The sequence below is a fragment of the Paenibacillus hemerocallicola genome (genome assembly GCF_006265175.1).
Classification (GTDB): Bacteria; Bacillota; Bacilli; order Paenibacillales; family NBRC-103111; genus Paenibacillus_AB; species Paenibacillus_AB hemerocallicola.
Genome location: NZ_VDCQ01000016.1, coordinates 1 through 19,452, shown reverse-complemented (window position 1 = coordinate 19,452; position 19,452 = coordinate 1). Strand labels below are relative to the sequence as shown.

Annotated in this window: 13 protein-coding genes; 6 read left to right on the top strand and 7 right to left on the bottom strand. The window is 54.2% G+C overall.

Annotated elements, in window-relative coordinates; genetic code table 11:
- Nucleotides 1-54 precede the first annotated feature (54 nt).
- The 7 genes from FE784_RS13495 to FE784_RS13465 are packed head-to-tail and all read right to left on the bottom strand — an operon-like array spanning nucleotide 55 to nucleotide 11,385.
- Nucleotides 55-927: a carbohydrate ABC transporter permease gene (locus tag FE784_RS13495; RefSeq protein WP_139602729.1), complete on the bottom strand. Its 873-nt coding sequence runs from the start codon at nucleotides 925-927 to the stop codon at nucleotides 55-57.
- Nucleotides 924-3,188, bottom strand: coding sequence for a DUF5696 domain-containing protein (locus tag FE784_RS13490; protein ID WP_139602728.1), 2,265 nt, complete (start codon nucleotides 3,186-3,188; stop codon nucleotides 924-926). The genes FE784_RS13495 and FE784_RS13490 overlap by 4 nt, the downstream gene beginning before the upstream one ends.
- Nucleotides 3,185-5,320 (bottom strand): YIP1 family protein, encoded by a 2,136-nt coding sequence (locus FE784_RS13485; protein WP_139602727.1) that lies wholly within the window; start codon nucleotides 5,318-5,320, stop codon nucleotides 3,185-3,187. Before FE784_RS13485 ends, FE784_RS13490 begins: the two co-directional genes overlap by 4 nt.
- 27 nt (nucleotides 5,321-5,347) lie before the next feature.
- Nucleotides 5,348-6,265, bottom strand: a complete 918-nt coding sequence (locus FE784_RS13480; protein ID WP_139602726.1) for a carbohydrate ABC transporter permease — start codon at nucleotides 6,263-6,265, stop codon at nucleotides 5,348-5,350.
- Nucleotides 6,265-7,173, bottom strand: coding sequence for a carbohydrate ABC transporter permease (locus tag FE784_RS13475; RefSeq protein ID WP_246132015.1), 909 nt, complete (start codon nucleotides 7,171-7,173; stop codon nucleotides 6,265-6,267). Before FE784_RS13475 ends, FE784_RS13480 begins: the two co-directional genes overlap by 1 nt.
- 55 nt (nucleotides 7,174-7,228) lie before the next feature.
- Nucleotides 7,229-10,243 carry an extracellular solute-binding protein gene (locus FE784_RS13470; RefSeq protein ID WP_139602724.1) on the bottom strand — a complete coding sequence of 1,005 codons (3,015 nt, stop codon included), beginning with the start codon at nucleotides 10,241-10,243 and terminating at the stop codon, nucleotides 7,229-7,231.
- Nucleotides 10,244-10,263: 20 nt separating this feature from the next.
- A complete protein-coding gene (locus FE784_RS13465) occupies nucleotides 10,264-11,385 on the bottom strand; it encodes an ABC transporter ATP-binding protein (RefSeq protein WP_139602723.1) in 1,122 nt (373 codons plus the stop codon).
- Between the two features lie 327 nt (nucleotides 11,386-11,712).
- On the opposite strand from FE784_RS13465, the gene FE784_RS13460 reads away from it, so the two are divergent.
- The 6 genes from FE784_RS13460 to FE784_RS42835 all read left to right on the top strand — a co-directional run.
- A complete protein-coding gene (locus FE784_RS13460; protein WP_176706193.1) occupies nucleotides 11,713-12,768 on the top strand; it encodes an alpha/beta hydrolase family protein in 1,056 nt (351 codons plus the stop codon).
- A 648-nt stretch (nucleotides 12,769-13,416) separates the two neighbouring features.
- Nucleotides 13,417-14,751 carry an ABC transporter substrate-binding protein gene (locus FE784_RS13455; protein WP_139602721.1) on the top strand — a complete coding sequence of 445 codons (1,335 nt, stop codon included), beginning with the start codon at nucleotides 13,417-13,419 and terminating at the stop codon, nucleotides 14,749-14,751.
- A 202-nt stretch (nucleotides 14,752-14,953) separates the two neighbouring features.
- Nucleotides 14,954-15,841 (top strand): ABC transporter ATP-binding protein, encoded by an 888-nt coding sequence (locus tag FE784_RS13450; RefSeq protein WP_139602720.1) that lies wholly within the window; start codon nucleotides 14,954-14,956, stop codon nucleotides 15,839-15,841.
- Between the two features lie 51 nt (nucleotides 15,842-15,892).
- Nucleotides 15,893-16,921: an ABC transporter substrate-binding protein gene (locus FE784_RS13445; protein ID WP_176706192.1), complete on the top strand. Its 1,029-nt coding sequence runs from the start codon at nucleotides 15,893-15,895 to the stop codon at nucleotides 16,919-16,921.
- Entirely contained in the window at nucleotides 16,918-18,981 is a 2,064-nt protein-coding gene (gene fhuB / locus FE784_RS13440; RefSeq protein WP_139602719.1) for a Fe(3+)-hydroxamate ABC transporter permease FhuB, read from the top strand. Before FE784_RS13445 ends, fhuB begins: the two co-directional genes overlap by 4 nt.
- A gap of 252 nt (nucleotides 18,982-19,233) precedes the next feature.
- Nucleotides 19,234-19,452 (top strand): hypothetical protein (locus FE784_RS42835; protein ID WP_425465546.1); only part of this gene is annotated, 219 nt, incomplete at its 3' end.

The window sequence follows — 19,452 nt, the reverse complement described above, 5'->3', positions numbered from 1 at the left end:
TCCTCCTTAACATTATGCCTTCCGCAACTAGACTCTGGGAAGCGACCGATGAATTTAGCGGGCACCCAAGCCAGATGCCTTCTGCACTCTCTGGAAAACCCACAACGTGATCCCGAGGAATACAAGGATGATGACAAAATAGATCCACGCAAGCGCGCTTGACTGTCCGTAGTTGCTGCTGTTTACCTGGGACAATATCGGGTTCGTCGGGAACGTGAACAAATCGACCGTCGTGTATATCAGGTTAAGCAAAATAAATGGCGTCATACCCGGGAGCGTAATTTTCCAAAACACTTCCCACGGAGTCGCGCCGTCGATTCTCGCAGCCTCGTAAACCGAACTGCCGATCGTTTGGCGTCCCGCCAAGAAAATCAAAATCTGCACCCCGGAATACCATAAAATCAGAACGAACGAGCCCATAACGGTAACGATCGGGCCTGCCCACGATGAGGTCAGGTTTTGGGATATTAGCGATGTGATGTTATACCGCGCGATAAAGCCGAGATCGCCTTCGCCCTGTGTCATAAATTCCCGCACAACCTGCCCGGTAGTGAAAATAACGGGCAGGAAGAAGATCGAGCGGAACAATGCGCGTCCGGGAAACTTCTGATTGAGCATAATCGCGACCAGCAGCGAGAATATTAATATAATCGGAATCATGATGACCGACTGTCGCAGGAAAGGAAACAGCGAGTTGTACAAAATCGCGCCGTTTTCGAGCAAAATGTACTTGTAATGCTTCAAGCCGACCGCCGTAATCTCGATACCGGTACCCAATATCCGCACTTGATGGAAGCTCATGTAGAGCGAATAACCGAGCGGGAACGCCATGAACGCGAAAAATCCGATGGCCCACGGGGCTATGAACAGCGAGCCTTCCAGCTTTCGGATCGTTTGACCCGAAAGCTTGCTTTTTTTAGTCGTCATGGTGCCGTTCCTCCTTTCACGATCAAGTAATCCAACGGCTTCACGGTTATGCCGCCGCTCGAATACGTTGTTGGGCCATAGTTGACGATAATGCGTTTGCCGCCTTGGTAAGTCGTTTCCTTCACTTCAGGCGCCAGCTGACGGTGGTTTACGATAAATTTGTTCTGGACGTCGCCGAGCGCTTCGTTCAAGCGCTGGTACTCTTGTACCGCCTGCGTCTCCCAGCTGCGGAAGTCCGGGCTGTACAGGTGAAGCTCGTTGGCATTCTTGAAATCTTCGGCATTCTCGTAGATGAAGACGAACGAAGGGGCCGAGCCGTATTCCAAGTCGCGCAAAAATTGCTTCTGGTATTCGTCGCGCTCGTTAATGAACGAGGACGTGTAATTCACGAGTCCGTGAAGAGCGATCTGGATAAACGGAATCGAGGTTTCCGAGAACGAGTCATACGAATAATCGTCGATCAGCGACTCTACCGTGCTCATATACGGAACGGCGAAAATGCTTGAACGATTGCCCCGGATGTCGAGATCGGCGTCCTTCACTTTTTGCAGCAGCTCTTGCTGCTTTTTCCGGCTTTCCTCGCGGCTAAGCGGATAATTCGTGTTGTAGTCGCTGTTGACGGAGCGTCCCAGGCCTTCGACCGGGCTGAAGCCGACCGTGCCGAGCGTAATTCCGTCAGCGCCCAACTCGTTGTAATAAGAAATGTCTTTGGTCAGCACTTTTTCGATATGACCGAGACTGACAATACTTTTGAGCACCGTACCGCCCAAGTCGCGCAGGCCGTTTTGCCGTTTGTTGTAGCTTCCGGCATTGGTGTTGTTGAACATGTAGTTCGTGTCCAGATAGACCGGAATGTCGAGCGTATGGGCGAAGTCGATGAATTGCTTCATCCCTTTGTCGCCGCCGAGTCGGCTGTCTACCGGCAATGGGGCCCCGTAGTCGCTATAGCCGCCTTTTGCCCAGCCCATATAGTTGACGGTCATATTGTCGACGCCGAGACCGTATAGACGCTGTACGATTTTCATTGCGTCCGCGGTCGTCGTCGCCTTCAAGTAGCGGTCCGTAATCAACCCGTTCTCGCGCTCCGCTCCTACGAGGCTGACCGACATCGGCAACTTGGTGCTGTTCTTCGGCTTCAACGGCTGCATCTTATGCGCATCCATCAAATATTGACGGTAACGCTCGCCCATGCCCACATAGTTCGCTTTCGGCTTGTCGAGCATAACGTAACGAACGGAGCGGTCACCCGTGAACCGTTCTTTTTTGTTGTAAGTGATGAAGAAGCGGTTTTTCTGCTCATTCGTTACTTGCTTGTAAGTCGAACGGTAATTTTGCTGGGCCGTTATCCAGTTGTAGCCGCTGAATACGCCCGACGGCGAAGCGACGACATCGGTCATCTCGGCTCCGTCCTCGATAATCGTCAGGAAGCCTTTGTCGCCAGATTTGGCGCCGAATACCGGCATCATGATCGGATTGCGCGACTGCGGATCGTCGTTTGCTTTGAACGATACGTCCGTTCCGTAGACCGGCTCCTGATAAATCCGGTTGACGTTCGTGTTGTGTTCCCTGTATGGAATCAACGCGCCGGAACCGTCCGGAATGAACAAGTAGCCTTCTTGACCGTATGAATGGTCCGCACCGAGGAACGGGTACAAACGAATCCAGATCAGGCTCAAGGAGCCTTCCTTAATACCGGAATCGATAATTCTCGTTACGATCGAATCTTTCTCGACTTTGACCTCGATCGGAATCGTAAACTGCTTCGACGGCATATCGAACGTAAGCTTGAAGCCTCCGTCGATCGAAGCGACGTCGATGATTTTGCCTTGCTCCTCGAGCAAATTCGTTTCCTTCGGCTGCGTTACTTTCCCCGTCAGGTCGATATAGCGCAGCATGACGGGGGAGCGAAGATGCGTTCTCCAGATCCCTTCCTGGGTTTCCTTCGACCATCTTTCCGGATCGGGATACGACCGCCAAATGTTGCCGTTGCGTTTATCCAGCACATTGAAGTGGCCCGTCTTGGCATCCAGCTTCAGCTCGAGCTCTCCCGATTGGGCGACCGTCTTGAAGTCGGCTTCGTTCGGCAGTTCGGCCAGCCCTTTCTCGACCTTCACGGCTCCCACGTTCGCCTGGGCGACCGCGGTGGCTGCCCCCCGGTCGAGCGTGCTTATATCGAGTCGAAGCGTGACATACAGGAGCAGAGCAATGATTAAAGCAGCCCATATCCAATATTTGATCGGTACTCGCTTGAGCAGCTTCATCGCAATCTCACCTCCTGATACACCTCGTAAATGAAGTCTTTCAAATCACTGCTCAAGCCCAGTACGACGAGCGCCAGAATGGCAAGCGTCATGAAGGCTACGAGCGTGAGAATAATATTGACGATCGTTTCGCCGACCGAGTAGTTTTGGAGCGACTGGATTTTCCAGAATATCATCGCCGCGGTCCAAATATACAATACATTCTCGAGGAAATCGTATATCGCCAATTCGGATGTGGTCATCACGTTGGAAATAATCGCCAGCGGAATTCCGATTAGAATAACCGGGATCAGCGCATAGGCGCTGCCGACGAATACGTCCTTGAAGCGGCCTTCCCCGCGATAGATCGAGCTGACCAAGTAGTTGGAGATGACCCAGCCGAGCCAGATCAGCAGGAATTGCAGCAAAATCGCGATAATATTGACTCTGCGAATTTCTACCATGTTGAACGAGAAGCTCGTAAACAATCTCATGATGACGATCGCCGCGTAGGCTCCGATCAGCAGGATGATGGCGCTCAGGTAACCGCCCTTTTGCTCGTAGCGGAGCGCCGAGAAGCCGTCGATCGGATGCTTCAGCAAATAGAACATGTGCTTGAATTGCGTGATGAATTCTTTCTTGGACCGTACTCGGTTGCGCCAAGCTTTCCGCCACTTCGTCTTGCGAGTCGTTTTCTCGACGACTGCGTACAGAATAGCGGCGATGACGACGATGGAAGCAAGCAGCGAGAAATGGCTTTGGAACCATTGCAGACGAATTTGCCAGAAAGCATCCGAATACCCTTTATGATCGTCGCCACGCTTGAACAGCTCCAGCGCCTCTTGATAATTGCCTTGCTTGTAGGCCGCTTTCGCCAAACCGAGAATCGCCGGCGAGAAGTTTTCGTTCAAGCGCAGCACTTCGCGCCAATGCTTCTCGCTTTCCTCGTAACGTCCTTGCAGCGTCAGCTTGTTCGCCTCGTTTACCTTGGCTCCGAATTCGGACAATCGGAACAGCTGGATAACGCCCTCTTGACCGTCCAGCAAGTACAAGTCGTTGCGGGAGTTCGCATCGACGGCGACCGGATTTTTCATCAGGCCGAGCTGCGTCGTGTTGGCCGATGACGGGCCTGCCCAGAAGAACAGCAGATTGCCGTTGGCGTCGTACTGGTTAATATATTTGTAAGAAGAGTCGATAGCGGTAACGTTGCCATTCGAGTCGATCGTCAAATCGATCAATTGCGGCGTTACTTGTCCGCCTGTGGCGAACCGGACATCGAACCGCCGTATTTCGCCGAATGTCATGCTTTCCAGCATGTTCAAGCCTTTGATGCTGAGCTTCTTGATCTGCTCGCTTTTGATCCCTTGACCGGCCGTCGTCGTGTACATGAAACCGTCGTTGTCGACGGCGACGCTGCTGATCGCCCCGGGAAGCTTGCTGATTTCATTGGCGTACATTTCCTTCGTATACAACATCCGCTTCATCGCGTCGAGCGGCGAGAAAATCGTTTTGTTCGCGCCGTAGAAGCTCTGGAAGTTGCCGTCCGGATCAAGCTGGAGAAGCCCTTGATAGCCGCCGAGTACGGCGATGTACAGAAAGCCCCGCTTGTCGACGACGAGTCTCGTCGGATCGTATTTGAACGCCTCCGGAATGTACCTCGAATTCGGTTTTTCAAACTGCCGGATATATTTGCCGTCTTTGTCCAGACGAACGACCCGCTTGTTGCCCGTGTCGGCTACGTAGATATCCAGATCGTCGGTGACGAATACGCCCTCCGGCTTATTGAACGGCTTTCCTCCGCCTTCCGTCGTGATGTAGCGGACGAACGTTCCGTTCTGGTCGAACTGGACGATCCGGTTGTTGCCGGTATCGGCTACGTAAATATGGTCGTTTTTGTCGATAAACAAATCTTTCGGATTTTGCAGCGGCGACGGGCTTGTTTCTCCCGGCTTGTCTTTGTTCGGAATCGTCAGCTCTTTGCCGAATATCCCTTCGGGCGTATAAGCCGGCTGCGTCCATATGAGGCGTCCCTGCTTCTCTTTCGAGTTCGTCCAGTAAGGCACTTCCGCGAATGCGGACAGCGGCATGGATGCCACTGCGGCCATCATCAGGACGAGCAGCAGCAGGATCCGCCCGGTTTTTCTCGATTTCATGGTCAGACCTCCCAATCTGTCTAGTCCTTATTTGATACCCGAATGCGCCATCGTGGCGATAACTTTGCGTTGGAAGAACAGGAAGAACAGCAAGTTCGGCAGGAACAGCACTAGCCCTGAAGCAGCCATTACGCCTTGTCTCGCGATACCCGTAGCTCCGCCGGTAACGAATGTATTCATGAAGAACGGGAACGTCTTCATCGACTCATCCTGCATAAACAATCTGGAAGTCGTAAGATCGGTCCATGCGCTCTGGAACGTCAAGATGGCGACTGTCGCAACGGCCGGCATAATGAGCGGAATTACGATCCGGAAGAAGACGGTAAGCTCGCGGGCGCCATCCACCTTGGCCGCTTCCAGCAGCTCGTTCGGAACGCCCTGGTCCACGAACTGCCTCATCAGGAACACGCTGACCGGAGCCGCCAAATGCGGCAATATATGGCCCAAATACGTATTCATGATGCCAAGATTCGATACGACCAAATAGCGAGGAATATTGACCGTCTCGGCAGCGAACATAAGCGACAGCAAAAGTGTCGCGAACAGCAGGTCGCGTCCGGGAAACTTGTGCTTGGCGAGCGGGTAGGCGCACAAGGCGCTTACCATGACGACCCCGACAACCGTAAGCGTCGTGACGACGATACTGTTGAACAAATATCGGGTTGCCGGTACGACCGAGTTGGCCGTCAGCAAAAACAAATCCTTGAAGTTTTGCAACGTCGGATCCTCTACGTAAATGCGCGGAGGAAAAATAAACAATTCCTGCACCGGCTTGAGCGCATTCGTGAATAGAAATACGATCGGTACTACCATGAACAAGCCGATTAGCGTAAGCAGCACATAAAGCACTTTCTGAAAGCCGTCTATTTTGTTCAGCCTGTTTCTGCGCAGCCCGACAGACGATAACATGCGCGAAAACCGACTCGTGGCGGCGGTACTTGCCATTATTCGTCACCCCGCGATCCGAAAAGCTTATGACTGAATTTGTTGGCCATGAACATCATGACAAGCAGGAATACCGATATGGCCGAAGCGTAACCCATCTCGAACCGGACATCCCCGTAGTCTTGAATATGGCTCATCAAGACGTGCCCCGAATACTGGGGAGTCGGGAATTGGCCGGACAAGGACTGCCCGATTTCCCCCGCCTTGAACGCTCCCACGATCGCCATGACGGCGCTGAACAACATTTGCGGTTTCATCGACGGAATCGTGATGTACCAAATTTCCTGCAGGCGGCTCTTGATGCCGTCGATCCGTCCCGCTTCGTACAATTCCCTATTGACGCCGAGTACGCCGGCAAGCTGGGCCAAGAAGCCGACGCCCATACTCGACCATAATGTGAGCGTGATCATCGAACCCATAAGCAGCTTGGGATCGGTAACCCACAGTACCGGCTTCTCGATCACGCCGAGATTGAGCAGGAAGTTGTTCAAGTGACCGATCCGGTCCCCCGAGAGAAGGGGCAGCCATATAACTGTCATGGCTGCGCCCGCCGCAAGCGAAGGGCTGTAAAAAACTAGCGCGTACAGCGTCCGTGAGTAATTCGGCAGCTGTGCAATGAGCCAAGCCAATATAAACGAAGCGATATATCCACCCGGTCCGACGGCCAGAGCGAATTTGATCGTGTTCGGCAAGGCGTTTTTCAGGAAGATCAAATCTTGCGACATCAGATATAAATAGTTTTGCCAGCCTACGAAGCGGTACGGCTCCAATGCATTGAAGTACGTAAAGCTGAGCAGAGCGGCCAGCAGAACGGGAATGAAAATGAACAGCGTAAAGCAGATGACGAAAGGTGCGATGAACAGATAAGACAGTCGGTACGACCAGACCAGTTTCCAAAAGGTGTTCATGCGAGCGCCGATTCCTGGTTTACGGTTTTCATTGGCTGTTACAGCGATTCCGGCATTACTTCGGGACAAATCGGTCAACTCCTTCCCACGGCTTCGTCACTTGAGGCAAATCAAGCGTATGCAGCACGGTTCCGTCCGGTGCTACGAAGCCGAACTCCTGCTCCTTGCGCACCATCTCCCGGTCGATGTTGACGATCGCTTCCTCGAGCGATTCTCGGTAATTCATACCGTCAACGACCGTACGATTCCATGCATTGTTCAATTCACGTCCAACGAAGTAGGCGCCCGGCGGGTTTGGCATTTCTTTGTACCATTTCCACTGTTCCAAAATAACCTTCATATCGTCCCTCGGCCACGGCAGTTTGGTGAACGCTTCGATATTGGCCGTATTCCAGCGGAACGTGATGCCGTTGAACGATTCGAGATCGTTGCCGTAGCGCGCCTGCACGTCTGCGGATACGAGCCATTTCAGGAACTGCCATGCCGCATCTTTCTTCTCCGAGCTTTCGTAAATAAATCCTGTCGTTTGTCCGCCCGACGACCAGCGCTCGACGACGCCGCTCGAATTTTTAATGCCCGGCAGCGGCGCGATTCCCCACCAGCCGGTCAACTCCGGTGCCGCTGCAGACATCGTGACGTACGTGTTGTAATCGGCTACCCCGATCGGCATGTTGCCTCTGCGGAAATGCTCGTAAAAGTTCGGATTTCCTTTGTCCAAATCGTAAATGTTGAACAAATCGGTCCATTGCTTGAACCCTTGGAACGATTCAGGCGAATTCAGAGCCGTGCTCATTCCGTCCTTGGTGAAAAATTCAGCCCGATTCTGGTATACGAACGTAATAAAATCGGTCGGCGGCACATAGAAATTGTAACCGTTCTGCTGCAAGGTAGGCAGCATATTGTATACGTCATCCCATGTATCCGGAATTTTCAGGTTAAGCCGCTCCAAAATGTCTTTGCGGTAAAATAGCACTTTGAACGACTGCTGTTCCGGAAGCGCGTAATAGCCCTTATTGTAGTAGAAAGGCAACAGAGCACCCGGAGCGAACTGGTCGGAGACTTGCTTGAAATCCGGGAATTTGCTTAAATCGTAAAGCGCGTTCCGCATAGCGAAGTCGATCGATTTGTCTTGAGGCTGCCCCAGCGCGATATCCGGGGATATGCCGGCTGCGTTAGCATAGATGAGCAAGTTTTCGTCCGGCAGCAGGCTGACTTTAACCTTGATGCCTGTCTGCGGCGTAAACATCTCGTTCGATAGCTCCTGCAGCAGGTTGACCCAGTCGCGACCGCGATTGACCCAAACGTTGAGGGAACCTTCCTCCAAATCGGTCAAGTCTTCCTTTTTGCTAAAGGATCGGAAAAAGTTTAAAATACCGGTTTTTGTTTTTTGGAGAAAATTCGCCTCCATCTTCGGAGGGTTCGTACCGACCGGAACGATATGAATCTGATCAAGCAGCAGCGGAGCTTTGATCAGCGTTTCGCGAATCGCACCGATTTTCGTCTGCAAGCTCGAGATATCGTCCATATAATATGGAATTTCGTTCGGATATCGGAGGTAGCTCTCGATATCCTTTACCGCGTTCAGAAGAATCTGCGCGACATTCTCGCGAATTCCGTTCGCCTTCAGCATATCGTCGGCCATTACTTTCATTTGATCGCGGATCGTCTCGAGCCGTTTCGGCAGCTCCGGGAAATCCTCGGTAATTTTCCATGTCCGGTTTTTGTCGACCACGTTGCCGGTGAGCGCCTTCAATTCGGCTGTCAGCTCGCGCAATTGGCTGGTCGCCACTTCCGATTCGATGATGATCGGCTGGAAAGGACCTGTCGTAGCCGTCATCGTCAACGTGTGATCGCCCTTCTCGAAATAAAACTCGTACGGCTTCGCTTCCGCATCCGATAATGTGACGCCTTTCCAATTCGGATCGTAATGAAATTGGTATGCGGTCAGCTCCTGGAACGGAACTTTGCCGTCGATCGCAATCGTCCGGAAGCTGGACATGTTCGAAATCGTATTTTGCTTCGACCTCATCGATATTTGGTAACGGCCGCTCTCCGGGACGTTGAACGACCACGTGATCGTTTGTCCTCCGGTCTGCCAGCGCGTACCGCCCACCGTATTGAACGTCTCGTGCTTGCCCGCCTCCGGCATCGATAAAGCGTCCTTGTCGACAGCCATCTGGATGGCGGCGTCGTTTTTGGTCGTCATCTCCTCGGCCTGGATCGAGATCGTTTTGGCGGATGCCGCTTGACCGGACGGAAGCTTCGAGGCGTACGTTTTGTAATCGACATACGTCTCGGGCGGGGAAAGAGTGATCTGACTGATCGCGATCGCTTCGCTGCCGGACAGCCGGATCGTATGCTCGCCTGCGGACAAGTACCATTTCAGAGGATCGTTGTAGGCGTTCGCGGAATCGCGGAAAGGCTCGTCGATCCAGCGCTCTACGCCGAGCGACCTCGGGCGGATATCGTCGCCCTTCTCGTCCCGCTTGACCGGCAAATCATCCTTGAACAGCCTGCGGAAAGGAACCGCTCTCGCCTCGCGGAACGGATAGTTGCCGTCGATCGTGACCGCCAGCATGACCGGCCTGCGGTTCAATTGAGACTCCTGCGTAGCGCTATAAGGGTAATATTGCAAATTGAATTGATACAAACCTTCCTTGTCCACGCGGACCTTGTACTCGACCCAGTTTTCGCGGTCGCTCTTCCAGAGCAGGACGCGGTCTTTTCCTTGGTAGGATCCGGCTTGGGCCAGCTGGTGGGATTGCGAGGAAAAATCGGCACCGGTTATCCGGTAAGTGCTGGTGGCGTTGGCATAGTTTTTCTTCGTCCATTCCGCGAGCGTCTGGGTGAAAAACGGCTCGAAATTCGTGGACAAACCGGCGGACATGAGCGGCGCGCCCGACGACGAGGATGAAGTCGAAGATGCGGCCGGGGCTTGCGTCGTTGTCGCATTGGCCGCGTGAACCGCTTTCCCCGCATCCGGAGCGACGATGCCCGAGCCGAGCAAGACCGAAGCGGCCAGCACGACGGCTACGGCGGCGCGTTTATTGTTGTTTCGGCGACGTTGCAATGGGGATCCTCCTTTCTTCTTTAAAGGTCGATAAGACGTTCTCCGCTATCCCGGTCGAAGAACAGCGCTTTGTGCATGTCGACGGCCACCGAAATTTTCATCTCGTCATTGTAGAAATTGCGCGGGCTTGTACGGACGACCAGCAAATTGGGCGCTCCGACATCGAGATGCAGGAACCGGTCGGCTCCCATCAATTCGTTGAATTTATGAATGCCGTTCATGACGGCGTTCGGGAAAGCGTCGAATACGATTTGGTCGACGCTGATGTTTTCCGGGCGGATACCGAGCGTTACAACCTTGTTGACCAACCGTTTGGCGATGAGCGCCTTCGCTTTGCCTTGGGGAATTTCGAGAGCGAAACGGTTCGTGTGGAATTCCAGCTTGCCTCCGTGCTCTTCGAGCCTGCCTTCGATGAAATTCATCGGCGGCGAACCGATAAAGCTTGCTACGAAAGTATTCGTCGGATTGTTGTATACTTCCTCTGGAGTGTCCACCTGCTGGATGATGCCGTCCTTCATGACCACGATCCGGTTCGCCATCGTCATCGCTTCGGTCTGATCATGGGTTACGTATATCGTCGTTACTTCGAGCTGCTTGTGCAGCCGGATCAGCTCGGAGCGCATCTGCACCCGCAGCTTGGCGTCAAGGTTCGACAGCGGCTCGTCCATGAGAAACACTTCAGGGTTGCGCACGATTGCGCGGCCGAGCGCTACGCGCTGACGTTGACCGCCGGAGAGCTGCTTCGGCTTGCGTTCGAGGTACGGTTCGATTTCCAGGACGCGCGACGCCCGCTTGACGGCGATATCGATTTCGTGCTTGGGCATTTTGCGCAGCCGCAGGCCGAACGCGATGTTTTCATATACGGACATATTCGGATACAAGGCATAGTTTTGGAATACCATCGCGATATCGCGGTCTTTCGGAGGCAGATCGTTGACGAGAACGTTGTTGATGTAAATCTCGCCTTTGCTGATGTCCTCCAAACCCGCGATCATGCGGAGCGTTGTCGATTTGCCGCAGCCGGAAGGACCGACGAATACGACGAACTCCTTGTCTTCGATTTCCAGATTGAAGTCTTTAACGACGTTCAGCTTGTCTTTGCCGTACTGCTTATAGACGTGATTGAACAATATCCGGGACATGAGCCGATTACCCCCTCGATTGATTTGCTGACAGAAAACGGTTACATGGCAACATACACTTTATTATAAAGAGCAAGCTGTGAAATTGGTGTGAAGAAAACGACATAATTCGAGAGTTAGAACGCTTTCCGGGCCGAATAAGATTAATTTATTGTGAATTTCCGGCTTTTTCCCGGATAATCACCTGCAATAGCCCTATTCAGGCCCCCGGAGGATGCTCATTCGAGCCGATGAATTTCATGTGAAGATTGCTGTCTGCCAATGCGTGGACCCGGGCATCCGTGTAGAATAAAGCTAAGAGATTACTACGCCGGGAGGGTTATGTTTATGCCTTACGAACAATATGAGGACAGCATCAGGCTGGAGAAGCGGACGAAAGCGAAGGAGAACCAATTTTCGCCATATTGCGATTTTATTTATTACGAATCGACGCGGACGCCGGGGATCATGCTGGCCGCCCGCATTATTAAGCCTCCCAAGCCGTCCTACATTATCGCGGGCACGCACGGCTGGCATATGAGCATACCCAAATTCGTGCACATGGATCAGCCCCAGCAAGGCAACGATTATTTGCGGGTCGAAGTCGATATGCGCGGACGCGCCCATTCCGACGGTTCCCCCGACTGCAACGGTTGGGAGCTCTATGACGTCATCGATGCGATCGAGTATGTACGGAAGCATTACGCGGAGCATATTATCGATTCTGACATCGTTTATTTCGAAGCGGGAAGCGGCGGCGGCGGCAATTCGATGGCGATCGTCGGCAAATTCCCGGACTATTTCGCGGCGGCAACGGCCTTGTGCGGAATATCCGATTATGCGCTGTGGTACAATAACGATGAAATCGGCGAATTTCGCGACGAGTTGGACGTATGGATCGGCACAAGTCCCGCGGACGATCCGATGGCCTACCGTTCGCGCAGCGGCTTGACGCTTGTCGGAAACCTGCTTTCTCCGATCTTTTTGGCTCACGGGGAGACGGATATCCGCGTTCCGGCGGAGCACACGCGCCTGTTCGCCGCCAAAGCGGAGGAGCTCGGCAAAAGCGGTCTCGTCCGCTATCTCGAGCTGCCCGGCGTCGGGACGCGCGATCATTGGGGAAATGCGACGGACGAGATGATGTCGGTCGTCAGGTCGGAGAGCGAGGAGAACCGGATACGGCATCGCTCGCCGGTTACGCTCCCTTCAAGCGGCCGTCTTACGGTCGGCGGTTATTTGTTCACGAAGCCGTTCTCCGTCGTACTCGACAGTTCGGATAAAGTAGCTTTCCTGGACTATGACCTGGATGCGGGCAAATTCGAGCTTTCTTGCGAAGTGGAGTGCGGATATACGCTGACAATCGGCAATGAATCGGTTTCCCGTCAAGCTTCGATATTGCGCTAGGATCAGGAACACAAAAGAACTCTATCCCGTTGACAGGCACCGCGAACCCGATTTGCGAGAATGCCGGCCCAATAACGTAACGGGATCGAGTTCTTTTTTGTATGCCAGGAAGTGCCTGTATCGCATAATCGGTGAAGGCTGTCCGCCTTTGCAGACTCTTTCGAGACCGCGAATTCATAAAATAGCGGAATTGGCGTATGCTATGGACCCGAATCCGTGTCGACGGCATAATTAACGGAAATTCGTTCCTCTATCCCGCTGTTCACGATCAATTTCACCCCGATAATATTGAAACAACGGAAGCCTGTTCCGTTATATTCAGGAGTGAAACGGAATTCCGGACAATAACGGAATACGGCTCCTCTATTTACCGCAACGTATACACGCCTCATCAAAAGACCTCCGTGTCGTATGCAGATCATACATGCGTCTCAAAATCAACTTGCCGAAGGCTGTGTCCATCAAAAGTGCACTATCCGGTTCGCCTATTCAATAAATAAAGTATGCATGCACCTCCCGGAAAAGTACTTGAACTATAATAGTAACAGGTATATAACCGGTTGAATTCACACAAAATTCATACATAGAAACCTATACTATACTTGTATTTAATGTAAGCGTTTCATACCCAGAGGAGGCTGCACATCCGTGATCAAGAAAAGGGTAAGTCTTGCAATTGTCCTGACGTCAATGGCGACAATATTCGCCGCATGCGGAGGAGGAACCGCTCAGCAAGCCGCTAATTCCCCCGACACCACAGGAACTTCCACACCCGCTCCGGCGAAATCCGCCAATACGGGCCCGAGAGAAATTACGATGTACACGGCAGGCGGAGCGATCGACGAGAAAACGTTCGACTCCATGTACGGGAACGCGATCCGCAAAAAGTTTCCCGATGTGACGGTGAAATACATCCCGAACGGCAAAGGCTCGACGATGGCCGATTTGATAACGGCGGGCACTACGGTCGATGTCGTTTTCGACTCGATCGCCTACGCCAACACGTTCCGGGACTTTGGCATTCAAGTCGATATGACGCCTTATATCAAGTCGCGCGGGCTCGATTTGGGCAAATTCGAGCAGACGGCGATCGACTTTCAACGCAAAATGGGCAACGGAGCGATTAATTCTTTGCCGGTCTGGACCGCCTCGGCCGGGCTATTCTATAACAAGGAGCTATTCGACAAATTCGGTGTCCCTTATCCGAAAGACAATATCACCTGGACGGAAGTATACGATCTGGCCAAAAGACTGACCCGCAACGAAGGCGGAATCCAGTACGTCGGCTATGTAACGGCGGCCGGCTCCCAAGCGAATACTAATCAGCTCGGACTGAAATATATCGATGCCAAAACCGGCAAGGCGCAAATCGATAACGATGACTGGACCAAGTTCATGCAAAGCATCGCGCAATTTTTCCAAATTACGGGCGTGGACTGGACCGCCCAAAATTCGACGGTGGCGGCTATGAGGGCCATGTTCGAGAAAGAGCGCGTTGCGGCCATGTATACGAATTACAGCGGCGGTACGCCTCCAGACGACATGAAATGGGACGTCGTGAAGGTGCCGAGCTACGAGCAGGCTCCCGGAGTGGGACCTCAAAGCTACCCGGCATATTTATCCATCGCTTCACTCAGCAAAAACAAAGAGCTGGCCTTCGATGTCATCGCCTATCTCGTATCGGAAGAATACCAGCTGGAGAATACGAAGGCGGGCAGAGCGACCGTTCTGAACAACAAAGATATCATTAAGCAATACGGCGCATCGATGGAGAAGTTCAAAGGGAAAAACATCGCCGCCATGTTCCCCGAGAAACGGGCGCCTATCGGCGATTACACGCCATACGATACGATCGCATCCGGGAAATTCGCGGCGGCGTTCACGGAAGTTATCGTCAATAAGAAAGATATCAACACCGCGCTAAGAGAAGCGAACGAAGCGGCAAACAAAGAGATCGAGGCGCTGAAGCAAAAGACAAAATAAGCTATCGCCGCAAACCGCTCGCCGGGATATTCCCGGGAGCGGTTTTGCTATATGCGCACGCGCAAATTGTGTTCCGTTTACGCGATTTTTGTATTGACTTTGAAAGTGATAACCATTATCATTTGTAGTGAAATGTTGAGAATCGTTATCAACAATCGGCCGAAGACGGCCTGACTTGAATACAGACAAGGGAGTGTGCGGAATGGCTCGTTTATTCGCCGAGAAGCTGCATATCGCGTACGGGGAAAAAGTAATAGTCAATCAGCTCGACCTATCGATTCCGGGCGGCAAAGTTACCGCGCTCGTAGGAGCGAACGGATCGGGGAAATCGACTATTTTGAAAACGATGGCCCGGATTATGAAGCCGCAGAAAGGCGGCGTTTTTCTGGACGGGAAGTCGATTCATCAAATGCAGACGAAGGAAGTGGCGAAGCAGCTTGCCATCCTCCCGCAAAATCCGGTGGCTCCCGAAGGACTCACGGTAAGCGAACTCGTTTCATTCGGCCGTTTTCCCCACCAGAAGGGGTTCGGATCGCTCAGCAAGGAAGACAAGGAAATGGTCGGCTGGGCGCTTCAGGTAACCGGCATGACCGGCTTCTCGGATCGTCCGATCGAGCAAATGTCGGGCGGACAGCGTCAACGGGCATGGATCGCGATGGCGCTCGCGCAAGGAACGGATATTTTGTTTCTCGACGAGCCGACGACATTTCTCGATATGGCCCACCAGCTCGAAGTGTTGAAGCTGCTCGAGCGTCTCAACCGGGAGGAAGGACGGACGATCGTCATGGTCGTTCACGACTTGAACCACGCGACCCAATACGCGGATCATATCGTGGCGATCAAAAATGGCGAGGTCATCTATGAAGGCAGCCCGAACGAAGTCGTCCACCCCGACATGCTGCGCGAAGTATTCGGCATCCGTGCCGATGTCATACCCGATCCGCGCACAGGGACGCCGCTTTGCTTGCCTTACGGCTTGGCGGGCGATGAGGACCCCGCTTCTTCCAACGTCGTGCATTACGATCACAAGACTGCGGACAATCAGCATGCGGCACGAGAAACCGTCAAAGAAAAAGTAGGAGCGCTCTGATCCGTCGCTTCGCCAATCGAGAACCTATAGGAAAAAAGGGGAACCCAGCCCATGTATAAGCTTTTCAGACCGATCACTTTGATGTTGGCATTCATTATGATATTGGCCGGATGCGGCTCTACCGCTACTCCGTCTCCGTCCGCTTCGGACAGCAAACAAGGCGCTCCAGCAGCGGGCGGTTCCGGTACGAACGCGACCGCTCCCGCAACGAAAACGATCAAGCACGCGATGGGGACCACCGAAATTAAGGGCACGCCTTCCAAAATCGTCATCCTCGAATGGAACTATGCGGAAAACTTGCTCGCCGTGGGCCTTCAGCCGGTCGGCATGGCCGATATGGCCGGGTACAAAAAATGGGTCAGCGCGAAACCGGAGCTGGCCGCCAGCGTCGTCGACGTAGGTACGCGTCAGGAGCCGAATCTTGAAATTATCGCGAGTCTGAAGCCGGACCTGATCGTAACGACCGCTCTCCGCGCGAAAACGTCCTACGACAAGCTGAAAGCGATCGCCCCGACCATCGTCTTCGATCCGTACTCGGAGGAAGATTCCAAGGACCAGTACGCGCATTTGATCAACGCCATGAAGACGATGGCCGATATCGTAGGCAAAAGCGCGGAAGCCGACAAAGTGTTGAAGGATCTCGACAAAACGTACGAGGACGCCAGAGCGAAGCTGAAGGCCGCAGGCAAGGAAGGCGCGGAATTCGTCCTGACGCAAGCTTTCAGCAACCAGAACGCCGCCGTGCTCCGCCTGTTCACCGAAAACTCGGCCGTATCGCAAATTTACGGCAAGCTCGGTCTGAAAAACGCCTACAAACCGGAAAAATTCGAATCGCAGGGCTTCGCTACCGCTTCGGTCGAGTCGCTGCCCGCCGTCCAAAAAGCGAATTTCCTGTATTCCGTTCAAAACGACGACAACGTGTTCGAGAAGCAGCTGAAGGACAATGCCGTATGGAAAGGTCTCGCTTTCGTCAAAGAAAATCGGACTTATTCCTTGGGCGGCGACTTGTGGCTGTTCGGCGGACCGCTCTCGATCAAAAGTATCGTCGATAAAACCGTAAGCCTGTTGACCGCAAAATGAAAATACAATCTGATCCCGCTGCTTTGCAAGGCCGCAATCGAACCGGCTGGAAAAGCATTCTCGTATTCGGGGGCGGCCTGCTAGCGCTGGCTGCCCTCCTTTTTGCTTCGCTTACACAAGGGGAAGCGAGCATTACCGTGAAAACGGTGATCGATGCGATCCTATCGCGCGAGGACAGTCTGCAGCATAATCTGGTGCTCGGCATGCGCCTGCCGCGTGCGGTTATGGGCATGCTGGCCGGGGCGGCGCTTGCGGTATCCGGCGTATTGCTGCAAACGATTACCCGCAATCCGCTTGCTTCGGCGGGCACGTTCGGCATCAATTCCGGGGCGTATTTCGTTGTCGTCGCCGCAACCGTATTCATGCCGTCCTTCATTTCCTCCGCCCCTCTTCTGCTCGCCCTGATCGGCGGATGCGGCGGTGCCGCCATGGCGTACCTGATGGCTGGCGGAACGCGTGGGACGCCGGTTCGGATGGCGTTGTCCGGCATGATCGTGACGATGGTGCTCTCCTCCTTCACAAGCGCGCTGCAGCTGCTGTTCGAGAACGAAACGAACGGCTTGTTCATGTGGGGCTCCGGCTCGCTCGTCCAAAACGACTGGAAAGGCGTGCTTCATGCCTGGCCGTGGATTGCGGCCGGAACCGCCGTCGTGCTGCTGTTCATCCGCACGCTCGATATGCTGGAGCTGGGCGACGATACCGCGAAATCGCTCGGGCAAAAGGTCGACGCGGCGCGAATGACCGCTCTGGCCGCCGCTATTCTGCTCGCCGGCGTCACGGTAAGCGTCGTCGGGCCGATCGGCTTCGTCGGCCTGATCGCCCCTCACCTCGTCAGGCTGATCGGCTTTCGCCGCCACCGGCTGCTGCTTCCGGCTAGCGCCTTATGGGGCGCCATCGTTCTTGTGGGTGCGGATACGATCGCTCGGCTGTTCCGCAGCACGATCGGCGAGCTTCCCGCCGGAGCGGTGACCGCCTTTATCGGAGCGCCTTGGCTCATATGGCTTGCCGTCCGGGGTTCGAAGGAGCAGCGGAGCGTGGAGGCCTCCAGCTCGATGAGCGTCGGCTTCGCCCCGAAAAAGGTACCGTATTGGCTCATGCTCGCCTTGCTTGGCTTGCTGTTGGCAGCAGGTGTCGTAATCGGACTTGCCGCCGGCGGTTTGAAAATTCCGGTCGGCGAAGTATTGGCCGTCTTGAGCGGCGGCGGACAGGACATGTACAGGAACATCATCCTGGAGATGCGGATGCCGCGACTCGCGGTCGCCATGCTGGCCGGGGCCGGGCTAGCCGTGTCGGGCGTCATGCTCCAAGGGGCTGTGCGCAATCCGCTAGCCGATCCGTCCGTCATCGGCGTTACGTCAGGGGCAGGCGTCGGCGCCCTTCTGCTGCTCGTCGTCTGGCCGTCCGCTCCGGGCTCGCTGCTTCCCGTAATGGCCTTCGTAGGAGCGGTTGCCGCCGCCATCATCGTCTACGCGCTCTCTTGGCGCAAAGCGCTCCATCCGACCGTGCTGACGCTCGTCGGTATCGCGGTTACCGCAATCGGCTCGGCCACGATCCATTTTCTCGTCATCAAGTCGGGGATGGGAGCCGCACCCGCATTGGCTTGGCTGGCCGGCAGCACGTACGGGCGGGGATGGGAGCAATTTTGGTGGCTGGCCTCAGCAGTCGTCGTGCTTGTCCCCTTCGCCTGGCAGCTCGGACGCAAAATCGATCTGCTCGCCTTCGGCGATCCGGTATCGCTCGGGCTCGGCCTCAAGCTGCAGCGCACCCGTATGATCTCGGCCGGCGTCGGTGTGGCTCTGGCGGCTATCGCCGTATCCTGTATCGGCACGGTCGGATTTATAGGCTTGCTGGCGCCTCACGCCGCCCGGATGCTGGTCGGTCAAAACCAGCGGAAATCCGTCGCGCTGGCCGCTCTGCTCGGCGGCTTGATGCTACTGCTCGCGGATGTCATCGGGAGAGTGGCGATCGCGCCGAAGGAAATTCCCGCCGGGCTGGTCGTCGCCTTGATCGGGACGCCCTATTTGCTGGCCCTTATGTACAAAAGCTTCGGGCGGCGATAACGCCAATAACGAAGCGGCGGCTGCGGCTATAGCGGCAATCGGCCCTGAAATTGGACGACGTTCGTGAAGCGTGGAAGTGAACGCAAACGATCCAGGGGGGACAACATTCGCAAGCAGTTTGCGGGTATTGTCCCCTTATTTGTATTGCCGCGGATAAATATTTGCGCAGGAACAACAGCGGAGAGCGGTAGGTTCGGCGGGCGTCAGGGGGATCGAGCGGCGGAAACTCGTCGGGAGTGGCAATTGGAAGCCATGGAAGCCATGGAAGTCGTGGAAGTCGTGGAAGCCATGGAAGTCAAGGAAGGTCATGGAAGTCATGGAAGTCATGGAAGTCGTGGAAGCCATGGAAGTCGTGGAAGTCGTGGAAGCCATGGGAGCCGTGGAAGTCGTGGGAGCCGTGGAAGTCATGGAAGGTCATGGAAGTCATGGAAGTCATGGGAGTCATGGGAGTCATGGGAGTCATGGGAGTCA